This window comes from Streptomyces sp. 147326 (genome assembly GCF_045000215.1).
Classification (GTDB): domain Bacteria; phylum Actinomycetota; class Actinomycetes; order Streptomycetales; family Streptomycetaceae; genus Streptomyces.
In genome coordinates this window covers 429,664-446,059 of record NZ_CP134201.1, presented here as the reverse complement: position 1 = coordinate 446,059, position 16,396 = coordinate 429,664, and the positions used below count along the sequence as shown (strand labels likewise).

Annotated in this window: 14 protein-coding genes, 1 tRNA gene and 2 pseudogenes; 9 read left to right on the top strand and 8 right to left on the bottom strand. The window is 73.0% G+C overall.

Features of this window, described 5'->3' with window-relative positions:
* The first annotated feature begins 2 nt into the window (after nt 1–2).
* A complete protein-coding gene (locus tag RIU97_RS02210; protein WP_404953033.1) occupies nt 3–980 on the top strand; it encodes a carbohydrate kinase family protein in 978 nt (325 codons plus the stop codon).
* Nucleotides 981–1,168: 188 nt separating this feature from the next.
* On the opposite strand, the gene RIU97_RS02205 is transcribed toward RIU97_RS02210, so the two are convergent.
* The 4 genes from RIU97_RS02205 to RIU97_RS02190 all read right to left on the bottom strand — a co-directional run bounded on the left by RIU97_RS02205 (nt 1,169) and on the right by RIU97_RS02190 (nt 4,460).
* Complete coding sequence (locus RIU97_RS02205) at nt 1,169–1,939, bottom strand: serpin family protein (RefSeq protein ID WP_404953032.1); 771 nt, start codon at nt 1,937–1,939, stop codon at nt 1,169–1,171.
* A 74-nt stretch (nt 1,940–2,013) separates the two neighbouring features.
* A complete protein-coding gene (locus RIU97_RS02200) occupies nt 2,014–2,349 on the bottom strand; it encodes a hypothetical protein (RefSeq protein ID WP_404953031.1) in 336 nt (111 codons plus the stop codon).
* Between the two features lie 65 nt (nt 2,350–2,414).
* Nucleotides 2,415–3,746 (bottom strand): glycoside hydrolase family 18 protein, encoded by a 1,332-nt coding sequence (locus RIU97_RS02195; RefSeq protein ID WP_404953029.1) that lies wholly within the window; start codon nt 3,744–3,746, stop codon nt 2,415–2,417.
* A gap of 174 nt (nt 3,747–3,920) precedes the next feature.
* Nucleotides 3,921–4,460, bottom strand: coding sequence for a hypothetical protein (locus RIU97_RS02190; protein WP_404953028.1), 540 nt, complete (start codon nt 4,458–4,460; stop codon nt 3,921–3,923).
* Nucleotides 4,461–4,686: 226 nt separating this feature from the next.
* Between RIU97_RS02190 and RIU97_RS02185 the strand changes: the two genes are divergently transcribed.
* The 4 genes from RIU97_RS02185 to RIU97_RS02170 all read left to right on the top strand — a co-directional run bounded on the left by RIU97_RS02185 (nt 4,687) and on the right by RIU97_RS02170 (nt 7,657).
* Nucleotides 4,687–5,436, top strand: coding sequence for an ankyrin repeat domain-containing protein (locus RIU97_RS02185; protein ID WP_404953027.1), 750 nt, complete (start codon nt 4,687–4,689; stop codon nt 5,434–5,436).
* Nucleotides 5,437–5,490: 54 nt separating this feature from the next.
* Nucleotides 5,491–5,567: transfer RNA gene (locus RIU97_RS02180), tRNA-Trp, on the top strand.
* Nucleotides 5,568–5,717: 150 nt separating this feature from the next.
* Nucleotides 5,718–6,131 carry a hypothetical protein gene (locus tag RIU97_RS02175; RefSeq protein WP_404953026.1) on the top strand — a complete coding sequence of 138 codons (414 nt, stop codon included), beginning with the start codon at nt 5,718–5,720 and terminating at the stop codon, nt 6,129–6,131.
* A gap of 413 nt (nt 6,132–6,544) precedes the next feature.
* Nucleotides 6,545–7,657: a PE-PGRS family protein gene (locus RIU97_RS02170; RefSeq protein ID WP_404953024.1), complete on the top strand. Its 1,113-nt coding sequence runs from the start codon at nt 6,545–6,547 to the stop codon at nt 7,655–7,657.
* Nucleotides 7,658–7,695: 38 nt separating this feature from the next.
* On the opposite strand, the gene RIU97_RS02165 is transcribed toward RIU97_RS02170, so the two are convergent.
* Both RIU97_RS02165 and RIU97_RS02160 read right to left on the bottom strand, forming a co-directional pair.
* Nucleotides 7,696–8,097, bottom strand: coding sequence for a VOC family protein (locus RIU97_RS02165; RefSeq protein ID WP_404953023.1), 402 nt, complete (start codon nt 8,095–8,097; stop codon nt 7,696–7,698).
* A gap of 161 nt (nt 8,098–8,258) precedes the next feature.
* A complete protein-coding gene (locus RIU97_RS02160) occupies nt 8,259–9,887 on the bottom strand; it encodes a N,N-dimethylformamidase beta subunit family domain-containing protein (protein ID WP_404953021.1) in 1,629 nt (542 codons plus the stop codon).
* Nucleotides 9,888–10,001: 114 nt separating this feature from the next.
* Here RIU97_RS02160 and RIU97_RS02155 point away from each other — a divergent pair, with 114 nt between their 5' ends.
* On the top strand, nt 10,002–10,895 hold the full coding sequence (locus RIU97_RS02155; RefSeq protein WP_404953020.1) for an SCO6745 family protein: 894 nt from the start codon (nt 10,002–10,004) through the stop codon (nt 10,893–10,895).
* Between the two features lie 25 nt (nt 10,896–10,920).
* On the opposite strand, the pseudogene RIU97_RS02150 reads toward RIU97_RS02155, so the two are convergent.
* Nucleotides 10,921–11,571, bottom strand: a pseudogene (locus RIU97_RS02150) (sugar phosphate isomerase/epimerase family protein); the annotation flags it as partial.
* Between RIU97_RS02150 and RIU97_RS02145 the strand changes: the two are divergent.
* From RIU97_RS02145 to RIU97_RS02135, 3 genes and pseudogenes are all read left to right on the top strand, one after another.
* On the top strand, nt 11,459–11,785 hold the full coding sequence (locus RIU97_RS02145; protein ID WP_404953019.1) for a substrate-binding domain-containing protein: 327 nt from the start codon (nt 11,459–11,461) through the stop codon (nt 11,783–11,785). The pseudogene RIU97_RS02150 and the gene RIU97_RS02145 overlap by 113 nt on opposite strands.
* Nucleotides 11,782–12,609, top strand: coding sequence for a sugar phosphate isomerase/epimerase family protein (locus tag RIU97_RS02140; RefSeq protein WP_404953018.1), 828 nt, complete (start codon nt 11,782–11,784; stop codon nt 12,607–12,609). Before RIU97_RS02145 ends, RIU97_RS02140 begins: the two co-directional genes overlap by 4 nt.
* Nucleotides 12,610–12,732: 123 nt before the next feature.
* Nucleotides 12,733–12,875 (top strand): annotated as a pseudogene (locus RIU97_RS02135) (transposase); the annotation flags it as partial.
* 1,349 nt (nt 12,876–14,224) lie between these two features.
* Here the strand turns inward: RIU97_RS02135 and RIU97_RS02130 are convergent.
* Entirely contained in the window at nt 14,225–16,321 is a 2,097-nt protein-coding gene (locus RIU97_RS02130; protein WP_404953017.1) for a carbamoyltransferase, read from the bottom strand.
* Nucleotides 16,322–16,396: the final 75 nt, after the last annotated feature.

Below are 16,396 nucleotides of genomic sequence, written 5' to 3'. Positions count from 1 at the left end.
CCGTGTCCCGGCGATCCGACCCGGCCTACGACGTCCTCGTACTCGGCGAGGTCCTCGTCGAGATCCACGCGGGCACCGCCCTGCGCGAGGCCGCCGACGGCACCCCGGCCCGCATCTCCTACTCCGGGGACGTACTCAACGCGGCGGCCGCCGCGGCCGCGGCAGGGGCCCGGACCGCCCTGCTCGCCGTGGTCGGCGACGACGAGCTCAGCACCCCGCTGCTGCGCCGGGCCGCCGAGCTCGGCGTGGACGTCTCCCACGTGCGCCGCGCCCCGCACCCCAACGGCGCCTACCTGCTCTCCGCCGACACCGACGGCGACCGTGAGTTCGTCTACTGGCGTACCCGCAGCGCCGGTTCCACTCTCGCGCCCGCGCACATCGACTCCTGGCGCGAGCTGCTGACCCGCTGCGGATCGCTCGTCACCAGCGGCATCACCGGCGCCCTGTCGCCGAGCAGCCGGAGCGCCGTACTGGCCGCCGCGCACCTCGTGCACGGGGCGGGCGGACACCTCTCGTACGACCCCAACTTCCGCTCCCGGCTGACCGGTCGGGCCGAGGCCCGGGAGCTGCTCGCCCGGATCGCCCCGCTGACCGGGCTGCTCAAGGCCTCCTGCCCGGCCGACGCGCGGGCCCTCGTGGACACCGCCGATCCGCGCACCGCCGCGGCCCGCCTCCGCGCGCTCGGCGCCCGTACGGTGGCGGTCACCGCCGGCGCGGACCGGCTGCTGCTGGACGACGGCACGCGGGCGGCCTACCACCCCGTGCCCGTGAACCCCGCACCGGTCGACGCGACCGGTGCGGGCGACTGCTTCACCGGCACCACCACCGCCCGGCTCGCCCTCGGCGACACCCTCGCGGACGCCGTGGCGTACGGCACGGCCGCGGCCTCCCTCTCGGTCTCCGGCCGCGGCGGCACCGGGCACGTCCCCTCCTTCGAGGAGACGGCGGCCCTGGCCGCCGCCCACCGGGCCGGGACTTAGGCCGTCTCTTTTGGATCTTGCCTGACCCGCGCCGCTCCCCCAGCTACCACTGGGAGGTACCCCCAGGCACCGCACCTCGCCGCGTTGTCGGGGCACCCAAGTACGTCCAGTACTCGGGCACCCCTCCGCCTTGCGATGCACGGCACCAGACGACGCGGGCTTAACCGACAAGATCCAAAAGAGACGACCTAGCGGGAGTCGGGCTCGGCGACCCACCCGGCCGCCAGGACCAGCCGCGATGTCCGGTGGACGGTCAGGAACCCGAACGGCCGGTCGAAGCGGACCTCGGCCCGGCGCGCCCGGTACCGGGGCCGCGTCGCCGCGCAGCCGGCCGCGGCCCCGAAGGCGGTGACGGCCGCGGCCTCGAAGCCCTCGGCGTGGAACCGGGCCAGTGCGGACTGCCGGGCCGAAGCGATGGCCAGCGCTTGGGAGCTGATGCCGGGGAAGTGACCGTGGTCCCTGTCGGTGGCGGCTTCCAGCCCGAACAGCCGGGCGTGGTCCAGGAGGTCGTGCTCGGACCGCACCTCGAAGGTCACCGTCTCGATGTCCAGCCGGGGTTCGGGAGAGTGGTCGGCCACGGTGCCGACGGCCAGTCCCGGACCGGGGCTCCCGTCCGGGAGCAGGCTCGTACCCGTGGCGGGGAGGGCCCTGGTGACGGCGGCGATCGCGGTGGTGAGCGTGTCACCGACCGGCGCTCCGGGCTCGCCCAGCACGAGGTGGACGTCGACTCCCGCCGCTCCGACGACCTCCAGGAGGGTGACCGCACCGGACGGGCCGTGCGCCACCCGGGCCCGGTCGAGCAGGGAGGTGCTCCGGAGCAGCGTGCGCACGGGCCGGCCGGCCCACGGCCCGGCGGACGGCTCTCCGTACGCCTCGTCGAACGGCTGGATCCACCTCAGCCGCAGCGTGAGCGCGGAGGCGAGGACCAGCAGGCTGTCCTCGTCGAGGGGCACCGGCATGCGCTCGATCAGCCCGCCCGTACGGTCCGACGCCCACGCGTCGAGCGCCTTGGCGTCGGCGTCCGGGTCCCCGGTCAGCGTGCCACGGGCGCCGGCCGGGAGCTTCGCCGACCAGTCCTCCGCCAGCGGGAGTCCGGCCTTGGCCCACAGCCCGGTCGCCGTCCGCAGACCCCGTACGCGGCCAGCGCGGCCGGCAGCTCCCAGGCGGCCCCGGCCGCGGCTTCGGCGGGTATGCCCACGGCGTGCGCCAGTTCGGCCCGGGCCGGACCGCCCGATCCGTCCGCGAGCAGGGCGAGCAGCGGCCAGACCCCGGCCGCGGTGAACACGGTGCCCGTGTCCCCGGCCGGGGCCTGGGCGGCGGCCCAGCGCGTGGTCAGGTGGTTGACCGCCCGTACCGTCGAGTTCCGCATGCGGGGGAGCGTACGTGGAGGGACACCGCCGGGCCGGATGGATTTCCGCGGCCCGGCGGCGCCGGTCAGCGTCCGCGCAGCCCGCGGTCGACGGCCGTCATCAGCTCGCCGTCGGAGGTGTCCGCGTCGAGCGACCAGAACATCGCGCCGCCCAGGCCGTGTTCGCGGACGTAGGCGGTCTTGGTACGCAGCACCTGCGGGTCGTCGTAGGTCCACAGGGTGGTGCCGTCGAACAGCCAGGCATGACCCCCGCGCCGGTCCCGGTGGACCTGGTAGGTGCCGGAGTCGGCCAGCTTCTTCAGTGCCTTGTAGTCCTCGTACCCGGCGGACCAGGTGGCCGGCGCCGGGCCCGTGGCGGGCTGTCCCATGCCGTCCCCGCCGCCGCTGACGCCGGTCCAGCCCTGCCCGTAGAAGGGCATGCCCATCACCAGCTTGTGCGCGGGCGCTCCGCGCAGGCGCCAGGCGTCCACCGTGCCGTCGACGCTGAAGTCGCCCCGGGCGTAGAGCGCGGACTGCTGGGCGGTCCTGGACTCGCCGGAGACGTGGAAGTCGTAGCCCTGGAGGGTCACGAAGTCGAGGTCGCGCATGATCCGGCGGACGTCGAAGCCCGCGTCGATCTTGGCGGGCGCGGTCGGGACGAAGGCGGTCAGCTCGTACTTCGTCTTCCTCCGCTGGCTGTTCGCGTACGCGTCGAGCTGGGTGCGGAACTCCTTGACGAGCTCGGTGAAGTTGCGCTTGTCCTCCGGCCGGAACTTCGTGTCGGTGTCGCCCGCGGATCCGGGCCACTCCCAGTCGAGGTCGATCCCGTCGAACACGCCGGCGGCCGCTCCCGCGCCGCCGCGGCTGCCGTTCTGCGGGAGGTTGCCCTTGATGTAGAGGTCGATGCAGGACTTGACGAAGGCCTTGCGGGAGGCCGGGGTGAGCGCGGCGTCCGAGAAGTGGGTGGACCAGCTCCAACCACCCAGCGAGATCAGCACCTTGAGGCCGGGGTGCCTGGCCTTGAGCTCGCGCAGCTGGTTGAAGTTGCCGGCGAGCGGCTGCTCCGGGGTGTCGGCGACCCCGTCGACGGAGTTCCCGGCGTCCAGCGGGCGGACGTAGTCGGCCCAGGCGTCGGCCTCGCCGGGTACGTTCCCGGTGAAGCACGTGCCCTGCGGGCTGACGTTGCCGAACGCGTAGTTGATGTGGGTGAGCTTGCCGGCGGAGCCGTTCGCCTCGAGGTCCTGGACCTGGAAGTCCCGCCCGTAGACGCCCCATTGGGTGAAGTAGCCGACCTTCCTGTACGAGCGGCCGGGTCCGCCCGCCCCGCCGCCGTCCGCACCGGAGGCGGGTGCGAAGGCGGTGAGCAGGGAGAGGGAACAGGCGGCGACGGCCAGCCTGCCGAGCATGCTGCGGCGCATGGGCTTCCTTTGCGGAGGCGGGGAGTGGGCGTGAGCGCGTGCGCGGTGCATGCCGGAAACTATTGGTCTGGACCAGAGCGGTCAAGGGGGGTGGCCGAAACTCGCTCCCCGGGGCCCGGGAGGCACGCTCTACGGGCGTGAGTCCGAGCGCGGGTCCGGGCGCCGGACCACGCTCTACGGGCGTGAGTCCGGGCGCGGGTCCTGCGGGAGGCTCCACTGGCCCACGTCGTCGGCGAGGCCGCCGTTGAGGGCGAACTGGACCGCGGCCAGGCCGGCGTCCTCGGGGAGCCGGAAGGTGATGAAGCCCTCCGTCGTGCCGCCGGGGTCGAGTGTGACGGTGTCGGGGAAGTTCGGGCCTGCCGTCGTGGGGACGTTGAGCCCGGTGAACCGCTGCCCGTTGCTGTCGAGGAGGTGGGCGGACGGCGCGGGGGAGTCCCGGTAGACGGCGGTTCCGGTGTTCTCCAGCCGGAACCGGGCGGCGACGAGCCGGTCGGATCCGCCGGGCGGGGGTGTGGGCGCGAGCTCCGGATCGGGCTCCGGGTTGGGCACAGGCTCCGGCTCCGGTTCGGGGTCGGCCGGGCTCGCCGGGTCGACCACCTGCGTGAGGGTGACGTCGAGCCGCTGGCCGGGCTCGTTCCCGGCGAGCGAGATCGTCTCGCCGGAGCCGCCGGGGGCCGCGCCCAGCAGGGCGGGGGCGAGGAGGGCGAGCGCCACCAAGGAGCCGCGGAGGCGGCCGCGACGCCGCGGCGCACAGCCCGGACTGCGGCCCGGCTCCCGGCTTCGGGGTGCGGACGAACCCCCCGTCGCACGGTTCACCCTGCTCACGATCCTCCGCGCCCTCGGCTCCCGCCACCCACGGCCCGCCGCCCCGGGCCCGTAGGGTGGGCGCCGGACGCGGGAAGGGCTTGAGGAAGAGCTGGGGAAGGGCTGGGGAAGGCTCATGGAAGAACGCCTCGTGCGGTCCCTCGAATCCGGCGATCCGCTCGCCGTCGCCGTCACGGCCGCGATCCGCGGCGGCGACCTGCCGGGTCTGCGGGACCTCCTCGACGCGCACCCGGGACTCGCCTCCGCCCGGATCGTCAAGCGCGGTGCGGCGGCCGGCGAGCGCAGCCTGCTGCACATCGCCACCGACTGGCCCGGCCACTACCCCGGCACGGCCGCGGTCATCCGTACGCTCGTCGCCGCCGGAGCCGACCCGGCGGCCCGGTTCGCGGGGGCGCACGCCGAGACCCCGCTGCACTGGGCGGCGAGCAACGACGACGTGGCCGCCGTCGACGCCCTCGTCGCCGCCGGGGCCGACGTCAACGCCCCCGCCGCCGTCCTCGGCGGCGGCACCCCGCTCACGGACGCCTGCGGCTTCGGCCAGTGGCGGGCCGCGCGCCGGCTGGTCGCCCGCGGAGCCCGCCCCGACCTGCAGGACGCCGCCGCCCTCGGTCTGCTCGACCGGGTCGAGGAATTCCTCGCGGTCGGCGCCGCCCCCGAGGACATCACCAGCGCCTTCTGGCAGGCCTGCCACGGAGGGTGGCTGTCCACCGCACGCTGTCTGCTGTCTCACGGAGCGGATATCGACTGGATCGGCTACGACCGGCTCACCCCGCTCGACATCGCCCTGACGAGTGAGAACGCCGAACTGATCGACTGGCTGAAGAGCTCCGGCGCCCACACCGGCGAGCGACTCGCACCCGGTTGAGCGAGAAATAGAGTGGATCTCCGGGTCGGACCGTGCCAAGGTTGGTCCCACCGAAGGGGTGTAGCTCAGCTGGTCAGAGCGCCGGTCTCCAAAACCGAAGGCCGCAGGTTCAAATCCTGCCGCCCCTGCCACGCCGAACCGCGGGTTCGGGAAAACGCCCGGACGAGAGCTCGACTCTCGTCCGGGCGTTGCCGTTCGACGGCGTCTGCGACTGTCCCTGCTTTCCCGCAGCCCCCCACCCTCGGCGTGCCGGACTCCCCGCTGCCAGGCAGGCTGGATGCATGGCCGAGCAGACGAAGGTCACCGGACCGATGACGCCGACGGTGCGGGAGGCGAGCCGGATGCCGAAGCGTGACGCATCCCGGCACTGGGGCGTGCCGCCACAGCCGCCGGACGGCCTGCTCCCTCCCGGGGACGGCCACCCCGTGGACGCCGCTCTGCGCACGGCGATCCTCGACTGGACGGTGGGCCAGTACGTCGTGACCGGCTGGCGGGTGGAGTCGCGCTCCCCGACCCAGGCGGTCCTCGTGCGCGGACAGCCCGTGAACCACGTGCTCCACGCCATCCTGACCGTGTTCACCTGCCTGCTCTGGGGCATCGTGTGGATCGCGCTGGCCGTCGGAAACCGGGTCGAACGGGTGGCGCTCACCGTGGACCACGACGGGCAGGTGCAGGTCATGCAGGGGCCCGGGTGATCCGTGGTCGCCGAACACGTCTACCTTTTCGTGGATGGAGAGCACGCGGGGAACCGAGGACGAGTGGGCCGGGCTGAAGTACGGGACGGTCGTCGCGGAACGCGTCCGTGAGGCATTGCCCTGGAACCGCGCCGTACCCGAGCGGATCCTGGTGCGGCTGCTGGACACGACCCCGGGCCACCTGCTCTGGCGCCGTGACCTGCCCGAAGCGGTGCTGGACGCCGCCGTGGACCACCCGGAGTGGTCGGTGCGCGCCCGGCTCGCGGAGACATGGGTCCAGCGGGGGATGTCGGCGGAACGCTGGGCCCGGCTGCTGCTGGCCGAAGAGCCCGGGCGGCGGCGGTACGCCCTCCTCACGGTCGCGGCCGCGGCAGGGGCCCGGCTCACGGACGAGGCGTACGAGGTGCTCGCCAGTGCCGTCCGGTGCGGTCCGGGAAGCACTTCTCGAACTGCCCGCCGTGCCCGCGGCGGCGGCGGTGGCCCTGACCGCCGACCCGGTGCCCGCCGTCCGGGCGGCAGCCTGCCACGCGGCCTGGCCGGACCTCGATGCCGTGGTCCGGGCGCGGCTGGCCGCGGATCCGGTCGAGCGGGTGCGGGTGGCGGCCGTGGTGGCCCGGCAGGACGAGGAGCCGATCACGGAGGCGGACTTCGAGGCGGTCAGCGCTGCCCATGACGTCGCCGCCCTCCGGCTGGACCGGGACCTCGCCGCACGTCTCTGCGCCGACGCGGGCCCGGAGGTGCGCCGGCGCCTCGCCGAAAACCCGTACCTGGACCGCGACTTGGTCGAGCTCCTCGCCGCCGACCCGCAGGACGACGTACGCCTCGCGGTGTCCCTGCGACCCGAGCTGACGGAGGAGCAGCGGGCAGCCGTGGAGGCGGACATCGACCCGAGGCGGATGCGCCGCCCGATCCCCTGGGTGGTGGCGCTGCACGAGGACGAGGAGGCCATGCGCCGCCTCGCGGCCTCTAGTCACCTGCTGCTGCGCAGCAGTGTCGCGACGGCCCGGCGGCTGCCGCCGGACGTGGTGGAACGGCTGGCCCGCGACGAGGACCGGGTCGTACGGCTCTTCCTCGCCGAGCGGTGCGACGACGCGCCGGCGGACATGCTTCTGGAGGTGTGGCAGTGGTGGAACGGCAGCCTCTCCACCCCCGACCGGCCCTACGGACATCCGAACTTCCCGCGGCGCGACCTGCTCCGCTACGCCGAGGACCCGCATCCGCGGCTGCGGCAACTGGCGCTCGACGACCCGGACTCGACGCCCGGGCTGGTGGAACGGTTCAGCCGGGACGAGGACCCGGAGGTCCGGCAGCGCGCCGCGGCCGACCCCCGGCTGTCGGTGGACTCCGCGGTGCGGATGCTCGACGACCCGGACAGCGGCGTCCGTGCGACGGCCGCCCGGCATCCGCGGCTGCCCGTGCCGGTCCTGATCGGGCTGCTCGGTGAGGAGGAGACGGCGGGGGCGGCGGCGCTGAACCCGGCGCTGCCGGTGGCGGTCATGGAACGGATGGCCGCCACCGGCTCATGAGGCGGGTGTGGTGATCCCCCGGTGTGGTGGTGGCCGGATCAGCCGTTCGTGCCCGGTTCCTGGTAGCCGTACGGGCGCGTGATGATCTCCATCCCGTGCCCGGCCGGGTCGGTGAAGTAGACCCCGCGGCCCCCGTCGTTGTGGTTGATCTCGCCGGGGTGCTTGCCGTGCGGATCCGCGAAGTACGGGACGCCCGCCGACCGGATCTTCTCGAAGGCCGCGTCGAACTCCTCCTCGGAGAGGAGGAACGCGTAGTGCTGCGGGGTGATGGACCCGGCCGGGATGGTCGCGAAGTCCAGGGTGACGCCGTTGCCGGTCTCGACGGGGATGAAGGGTCCCCACTCGCTCCCGACCTGGAGGCCGAGGACGTGCGCCAGGAATTCGGCGGACTCCCGGTTGTCACGGGAGTGGATGATCGTGTGGTTCAGCTGTACGGACATGAGTGAATGCCTCCGAAAGGCACATCACGGGCGCCTCCATGCCTCACCCAGCCGGTGACCGACACGCGATGCCGTGATCACGATCCTAGGCACCCCGTCCGGACGAAGTCCACCCCTCACCTCCGCGTCCCCTCCGCCCCTCCGCCCCGGATCCACTGGTCTCAGGAACCCCCGTACACGGCCTTGACGTTGTCCTGCGCCGGGTGCGACCGGCCGGCCGGCCCCGCCGCGAAGACCCGCAGGAGGTTCTCCGTCACCCGGGTGGTCAGCGCCCCGGACCGCGCGTCCAGTCCGTGGTTGCTGCCGCTGCGGCCGTCACCCGTCGCGTCCAGGGCCTCCACCCACCGCATCGTGCCGGTCGCGAACACCCCCGCCCCGCTCGCCACCGTGTAGTACGCCGTGTCCTGGTGGCTGGGGCGGCCCTCGCACACCACGGGTGAATGGGCCAGTATCTCGATCGGCCGGGGCGTCGGGAAACCGGTGTTGACCTTGTCGTACTCCACGCCGACCAGGTGCTCGAAGCGGTCGCCGGACCGCGCGCCGGTGCCCTCGAACAGCCAGTGGCCCGGGTTGGTCACCACGTACGGGGCGTCCACCGGATAGCCGTCGTAGATCACGCCGAGCAACGAGCTCTCCGGGTCCGCCCCGGGCGCCGAACGGAAGTCCACCGTCGCCGGATGGCCCCGCTTGAACCCCGGGTCCTGGTCGTAGGAGGACTTGTAGCAGACCAGTGTGCGCTCCGGTCCCAGGTCGGAGGCCTCCAGCCGGATCCGGCGGAAGCAGCAGTTCGCGCCCAGGACCGCGATGTTGGTGCCGGCGTCGCGGGCGGCCGTGAAGTGGGCCCGCTGCTCCGGGGACCAGTACTCGTCGTGCCCGAGCGAGAGCACCGCCGCCGCACCCTCCAGCAGCCGCTTCTCCCGCGCCACGTCGGTGGTGGTCGCGTACGCGAGGGGTATGCCGAGCCGCTCGGCCAGCGCGATCAGCGGGGCCTCGTACACCAGGAACAGGCCCGCGCCGTCGTCGTACTCGTACGGCCGGTCGAAGGTCACGCACAGCGAACGCGAGGCGTAGCCGCCGCTGGGGCCGTCGTAGCTGCCGTAGCCGCCCCACCGGTTGTACGCCTGCCAGGTGGCCACCGCGTTGACCACGACCGTACGCCCGGCCGTAGCCGCCGACCGGACGGTCACCGGCACGAAGCGCTGCCCTTCGCCGCCCTGTGCGTCGAGCCGCAGCAGGTAGCAGCCCTCCGGCCAGTCCTTGGTCTCGACCGTGGCGGTACGGGCCCACCGCGTGCGGACCATCCGGGTGCCCGTGTCCACCGTGTGTTCCGGCTGGCGCGCCCCCGGCAGGGCCTCGGAACGCCACACCAGCCGGGCGCGGGCCCCGCCGTACCAGCCCATCCGGTAGGCGGAGACGGTGAACCGGGGCGCGGTGGTCGACACGTGCAGACCGAAGGACTCGCCGGGCAGGACGCTTACCTTGTCCGCGAAGCCCTCGATGGCACGCGCCGGACCGGCCTTGGTCACCGGCCAGTCGGCATGGCCCTGCTTCGCGTTCTCGGCCGTGACGTCGAAACCGTGCGCACCCGCCGCCGACGGCTTGCCGCCCGGCGCCGCGGGGCCGCCGGCCCGCTCTCCGCCCTGCCCACCGGCACCGCCGTCCCCGCCCGCGCAGCCTGCCACCGCACCGAGCCCCGCAGCCGTGGCCGCCCCCGTCGCGATCGCGAGGAACCGCCGCCTGCCTGCGCCTTCGCCGTCCCCTGTCGGCCCGGCTATGTGCTCCTGATCCATGCTGGGCACGTTATGTCACCCTTGGGTCCCCACCCTCACCACCCCCTCCCGCCCCTCCTGACCTACGCTGACCTCTTGTCGTTTGTGCACCAACCGACCCCGGGGGAAAGCGATATGACGTACAGCGCCGCACATGAACCGGGTACGGTCCGGCAGCTGTGGCAGCTGCTCGAACCCGTACACGCCATCGTCTACTTCGCACCCGAGGCCTACGAGGAGGCCGGCGCGCTCGGCTACGCCACCGACGACCGGTGGCCCATGTACTTCGCCTTCCGGGCCGCCCCTCTCGGCCCGGCCGCATCGGAACTCGTGAACGCCCTCTTCTTCAGGTTCAGCCCCACCATGGTGGAGCGGTACCTCGCGCAGACCTGGCACACCGCCCCGCCGGCCCGGGTGCTCGCGGCCCGGGCCGTCGCCGCGGACCGCTCCCTGCGGACCCTCCTCGGCGCGCGGACCGCCTCCCCGGAGCTGGCCGAGGCGGCCCGGCTCGCCCGGCGCGCCGCCGAGGCCGCCGTCACGGCGGGCCGCCCGCTCGGCGCCGCCAACGCGGCCCTGCCCTGGCCCGACGCCCCGCACGCCGTGCTCTGGCACGCGGCGACGATCCTGCGCGAGCACCGCGGAGACGGCCACCTCGCGGCCCTCCAGGCCCACCACCTCGACCCGGTCGAGTCGCTGGTCCTGCACTCCGGCGCCGGAGCCGCCCCGGCCGAGTGGTTCGAGAGCCGTCAGTGGTCCGCCCAGGAGTGGAACGCCGGCCGAGCCCGGCTCGCCTCCCGGAACCTGCTGGCCGAGGACGGCACGGCCACCGGAGCCGGACTCGCGATGCGCACCGCCGTCGAGAAGCTCACCGACGAACTGGCCTCGGCCCCATGGTCGGCGCTGAGCCCTCAGGAAGTGGCCCGGCTCGCGGAACTCCTCCTCCCGCCGGTCCTCGACATCGTCGGCGCCGGGATCCTCCCGACCCAGAGCACCCTGGGCATCGGCATGAAGTACGACTACGAGGGCTGATCCACCACCCGCTCCCTCCGTCCGCTCAGTCCACGTGCTTGCGGTAGCGCTCGATCACCTCCCACAGCACCTCCGTACCGTCCCGGACCCACAGAGCCGGGCTGAAGATCTCCACCTCCACCGGGCCCCGGTAGCCGGCCGCGTCGGCCAGCTGCCGGAAGCCCCGCAGGTCGATGGATCCGTCGCCGAGCTGTCCCCGCCCCAGCAGCACGCCCTCCGGCAGCGGGGTCACCCAGTCGGCCACCTGGACGGACACGATGCGCCCGCCCCCGCCGGCCCGGAGCAGGTCGGCGGGCAGCCGCTCGTCCCACCACAGGTGGTACGCGTCGGCCACCACCCCCACCTGCTCCGCCGGGAACTGCTCGGCGATGTCCAGGGCCTGGCCGAGGGTGGAGACCACACAACGGTCCGAGGCGAACATCGGATGCAGCGGCTCGATCCCCAGCCGAACCCGGTGCGCGGCGGCCCACGGCGCCAACTCGCCCAGGATCTCGGCTATTCGCCCGCGCGCCCCGGCCAGGTCCCGGTCGCCCGCGGGCAGCCCGCCCGAGACCAGGACCAGCGTGTCGGCGTCCAGCTCGGCGGGTTCCTCCACCGCCCGGCGGTTGTCGGCCAGCGCGGCCGCCCGGCCGGCCGGATCGGCCGCGGTGAAGAACCCGCCGCGGCACAGCGAGCTGTCCGTCGCCGGCTTCGACGACCTGCCCATCTGCGCGGACACCGCCCCCGCGCTCACCACCGTCCGGGTACCCCTGCGCGAGGCCGGCGCGCTCGCCGCCCAACTGGTCACCGGCCGCCGGCCGCAGCCGCCGGGCGGTATCACCACGCTGCCCACCGAGCTGATGGTGCGCGCCTCCACCGCGCCGCCCCCGACCGTGGCGGGCCGCCCGTGAAGTACGCCTTCTCCACACTCGGCCTGCCCGGCGCGCCGCTCGACCGCAGCGCGGCCCTCGCGGCCTCCCATGGGTTCGACGGCCTCGAGCTGCGGGCCCACCCCGAGGAACCCCTGCACCCCGACAGCCCGGCCGCCGAGCGCGATGCCGGACTGCGGACCCTCAACGCCGCGGGCATCTCCGTCCTGGCCGTCGCGGGCTACGCCAGGGTGGCCGCCCCCGGCGCGGACGAGCCGGTCCTCGCCGAACTGCGCGCCCTGGTCCGCCTCGCCGCCGATCTGGAGGCCCCCCACGTCCGGGTCTTCCCGGGCGGGGCCGGCCTGACCGAGGCGGCGGCCGACGCCCACGCCGTGCGCCGCCTGCTGACAGCGGCGCCGTTCGCCGAGCGCCACGGAGTACGGCTCCTGCTGGAGACACACGACTCGCACCGCACCGCCGCCGCGGCCGCCCGGGTGCTCGACCGCGTCGCGCACTCGGGCGTCGGCGCCCTGTGGGACGTGCTGCACACCTGGCTCGGCGGGGAACGCCCGGCCGAGTCCCGGCGGGCCCTGGCCGCGCACCTGGGCTACGTACAGGTGAAGGACGTACGGTCGGCGCAGGACCTGACCCCGACCGGTCTCGGCGCCGGAGTCCTGCCCCTCCCCGAGGTAGTGGCCGCGGCACCGACGGACGGCTGGCTCTGCTGGGAGTACGAGAAACGCTGGTACCCGGCGGCCGCAGACCTGCCCGGACAGCTCACGCGGGGCCGGGAGTACTTGCAGAGCCTGGTGACCGGACAGTCCGCGGAAGGCGGCCCTGAGGGCGCTTCCTTCGGATCGCGTTGACGGCCGGATGAAGGTGGCGGCGAGGTGGAGGCGGCGATCCGTGCGCATGCGGCCGGAACTGGGGCCTCCGCCGCCCAAGGGCCGGCCGGATCGGATGAAGCCGGCTCGGGCGCAGTGGACGGCATCGACGGGATTCTGCATCGGGTGCGGACCGGTGTGCAGTGGTGTGACCCGAACGGTTCGGCCCGTGGAAGACGGTCTATGAACGCCACCGGTTGTGGTCGGCCAGCAGTACCTGGGAACGCCTGCTCCAACAGGTCCAGGCCGCAGTTGCCCCCGCAGCCACCCGGGTTCGAGGACTTCCCCCGCGGAGCTCGGCGACGCGCGGACGGACCGCGGACCACTGCCGGTTTGGGTTCGGCAGGGTGGACGCAGCCGAGCAGGTCGTGGTGGGGGCAGAGCCCCGCGCGGGCGATGCCGGCTCCCCGGGCGTTGGCCGAGACGCCGGCTGCGGCGCGAGAGCGGGTCCGGTAACCCGTCGTCGTGGACCGGGCCCGGGAGGGTGCGGGGTCGCACTGCGTCAGGTCAGGTACCGGCCGGCCTCCGAGGGCGCGCCGCCGCATACGCCCGCCCCCGTGGACGATGGATCAAGAGAGGGGTTGGGGACGAAGCGTCAGCCCGATCGCGGCCTTGCGGAGGTCCTTGACAGTCTCGTCCAGAATCTCAGCGATCACATGGCGGGCGGACCAGTCGTCCGCTCCCAGGCGTACCGCGTCCGGGTGGACGGACGTATGAGCGCGGACGCGATCGCCCGCTGCAGGGGCTACTCGTCCGCTTGTGCCGGGGCGAACCGCACCGAGCGTAGTTCCCCTCGTGCTTGAGGCTCGCCATGTGGCTGGAGAACGACATAGTCGCCGGCACAGTCGGGCTCCGTCCAAGCGGTCGCGACGGCGTTCGTGTTGTTGGCCGGCGCGAACGCTGGCGAGGAGGATCCCGGATCCGCGACCTCGGGAAGTGTGATGCACTCCCCGCGCGGAGGGTCCACGAGACTCACGCGCAATGGCCTACCGTCCAGCCCGATGACGGCGTACGAGAACTCGCCGCGCGCTACACGATCCGATGCGGGCACCGAATCCCCTTCCCCTGAGATGAGCCGAGTAATGCGCACATGCCATCTCAAAACTTCGCATAACCGAGACGGCCCTGCCGGCACCCCGCGCTGACCGCACGGCACGGCGGCGACTTTCACCCGTCCGGCCCGTCCGGCCCGTCCGGCCCGTCCGGCCCGCAGGGGTCCAGGCGTGGAGCAGGCTGAGGGGGCCTTCCTGGTCGCTGCCGGTTCCTTCGTACCACCAGTAGTGCGCCGGCCGCCGAGGCCAGCCGCTCCTTCGGCTACCCCGCGGTCGGCGACGGTGGGCCGACGGGCCAACCCGAAAGAAGCAGCCGTCTCACTGCCTGACCCAAGGCCGCCCCGTCGGCTGCCCAGGTCGCCCGGCCTGGCACGACTGCGCGGTTCAGTCGGCGAACCAGCAACCGAGGCGCTGCTCGCATCGCGGTGAGGTCCTCGGTGGTCAACCGGGGCGCCCGGCCGTGCCGACCCGCGTAGGTTGCTGGTCCAGCTTGGCGCGCGCAGATGGGATGCCGGATCCACGGCTGCCGGGTGGTGCCGGTGCGGTCAGACCTTGGCCCGGAACCGGATCACTCCCGTTCGGCGAAGCCCCCAGAGCCTCCGTGCCGTGGAGTCGACGTCCACAGGAGTTCGTCGGGCCTCGTTGAGCCGACGGTGGAGGTCCCCTCCTGTGGACTCTCCGTCGACGAGTGCCAGAAGCTGCATGTTCTCCAACGGCACGCTCTGCGTCCTGATTCCCCACGGCGTGGGCACGCTGAAGGAGAGCGTCGAGCGCTGGTCGGGAACAGTGACCATCCGCCCGTCCGGCAGCGGAACGCCCAGGTCGTAGCCTGTGGCGGCCATGACGGGCACAAGACCCAGCACGGATCGGAACGCCGGGGCCGGCCCGCAGAGCAGTTCCGGGTCGGGCTCGATGAGGAGATCCTCCAGGACCAGGAAGTCGAGACCCAGCTCGAGCATGGTCCAGACGGCGTCCTCTGGGGTTTCCACGATCGGCTGGCCGGGGCCGTTGAAAGACGTGTTGAGGAGCATGGGGATGGACGTATGCGTCTCGAACCGCCGGATGAGCCCGTGGAAGAGCGGTTCGCTCGCCGCGTGCACCGTCTGGACGCGGGCGCTGCCGTCGACGTGCGACACGGCGGGAACCCGCTCTGCTGCCGCATCGCGGAACGGCCATGTGCGCAGCATGAACGGGCTGTCCGTCTGCTGTTCGCGCACGTGGAACCAGTCGCTGACGTTCTCGGCGGTGACCGCGGGGGCGAAGGGCCGGAACTCCTCGCGCCGCTTGATTTCCGCGTTGAGTCGTTCCTTGATTCCGGCGCGGCGGGGATCGGCCAGGATGCTGCGGTGGCCGAGTGCGCGAGGGCCGAATTCGCTGCGCCCCTGGAACCATCCTCCGATGTCGCCGTTCGACAATCGGTTTGCGGCCATGTCCAGGGTCGTCTCGGCCGAGCGGGCCCGGAGCCGGATTCCCGGAACGGAGTGTGCGACGCGGTCTGTTTCCTCCTCGGAATAGGGCCGGCCCAGACCGTCCGCCCGCAGTCTGACCGCGGTGTGCGTACGGGTGAGCTCCCACAGTCCGTGGTAGGCGGCGCCGACCGCCGGTCCGCTGTCCTCGGCGAAGGGGGGAACGAAGACCTCGTCGAAGCCCGACTCCTGCCAGAGTTGCTCGTTCACCACGCAGTTGAGGGCCACTCCGCCGGCGTAGCACAGGTTCCGTGACCGGCTGCTGGCCCTGATCCGGCCGAGGATGCCGCAGATTGCGGTCTCAAGTGCGGCCTGAACGGATGCGGCCAGGTCGGCGTACTCTTCGCGCCGCTGCGGCCAGCGGTCGTCATGGGGGAAGGCGCGGGGCACGGTCCTGCTGAACTTCACCGTCGGGCCGTCGACGGAGAGGAAGTCCTCGGGAGCGAACTTGGCCCGGCCAAAGGGTGCAAGCCCCATTACCTTGCCGGCGTCCAGCGCGTGTCCGAAGATTTGCTGGGCGACTGCCGAGTACATGCCTCCGATGCTGGCGAAGTCCAGCATTCCGATGCCGTCGCGCAGCAGCCACCTTCCATCGGGCACCAGCTGTTTCTCCACCGGGGCCACGGAGGTGCCGGACATCTCGTAGACGGAGACGATCTCCCATCCGTCGAGCGGGCCGACTACGGCCGCGCGCTCCGCGGCGGAGAGGTCCTCGGCGGGGGAGCCCACGCCGTCCACGACGAGTACCACGGCCTCGTTGAACCCGGACACCGCGTAGGCGCTGAGCGCGTGTCCGAGATGGTGTGAGATGTGGGTCCACCGGACGCCGTTCGCGACGACTTGGAGCTGTGGGTTGAGCGTGATGTCGTTTTCGGTTGAGTCGGCCGGGCCCTGGGCGCACAGCACGACGAGATCGAGTTCCCTCGGCGTGATTCCCGCGTGCCGGAGGCAGTAGTCGATGGCGAGACTCGGCCTGGAACCCGCGATGCGGTCCCTCTTCGTGCCGGACAGACGTTCTTCCTGGACGGCCACGACGATCTCATCGCCGTGGAGGAGGCACGCGCCTCCATTGTGCGAGGCGCTGATTCCCAGAACCCACGGTTTCCCGGTGATGGTCTTCTCCCTCCTGCGTTCGTTCCGGGCGGATTCAGCGGCACTTGGTGGCGCAGCCGTCACAGCGGCGACATAGCACGAGATCCGCGCACCGGAGACCTCCGAATGCTACCTTCTGGGCATTCTTCGCGAAGGTCA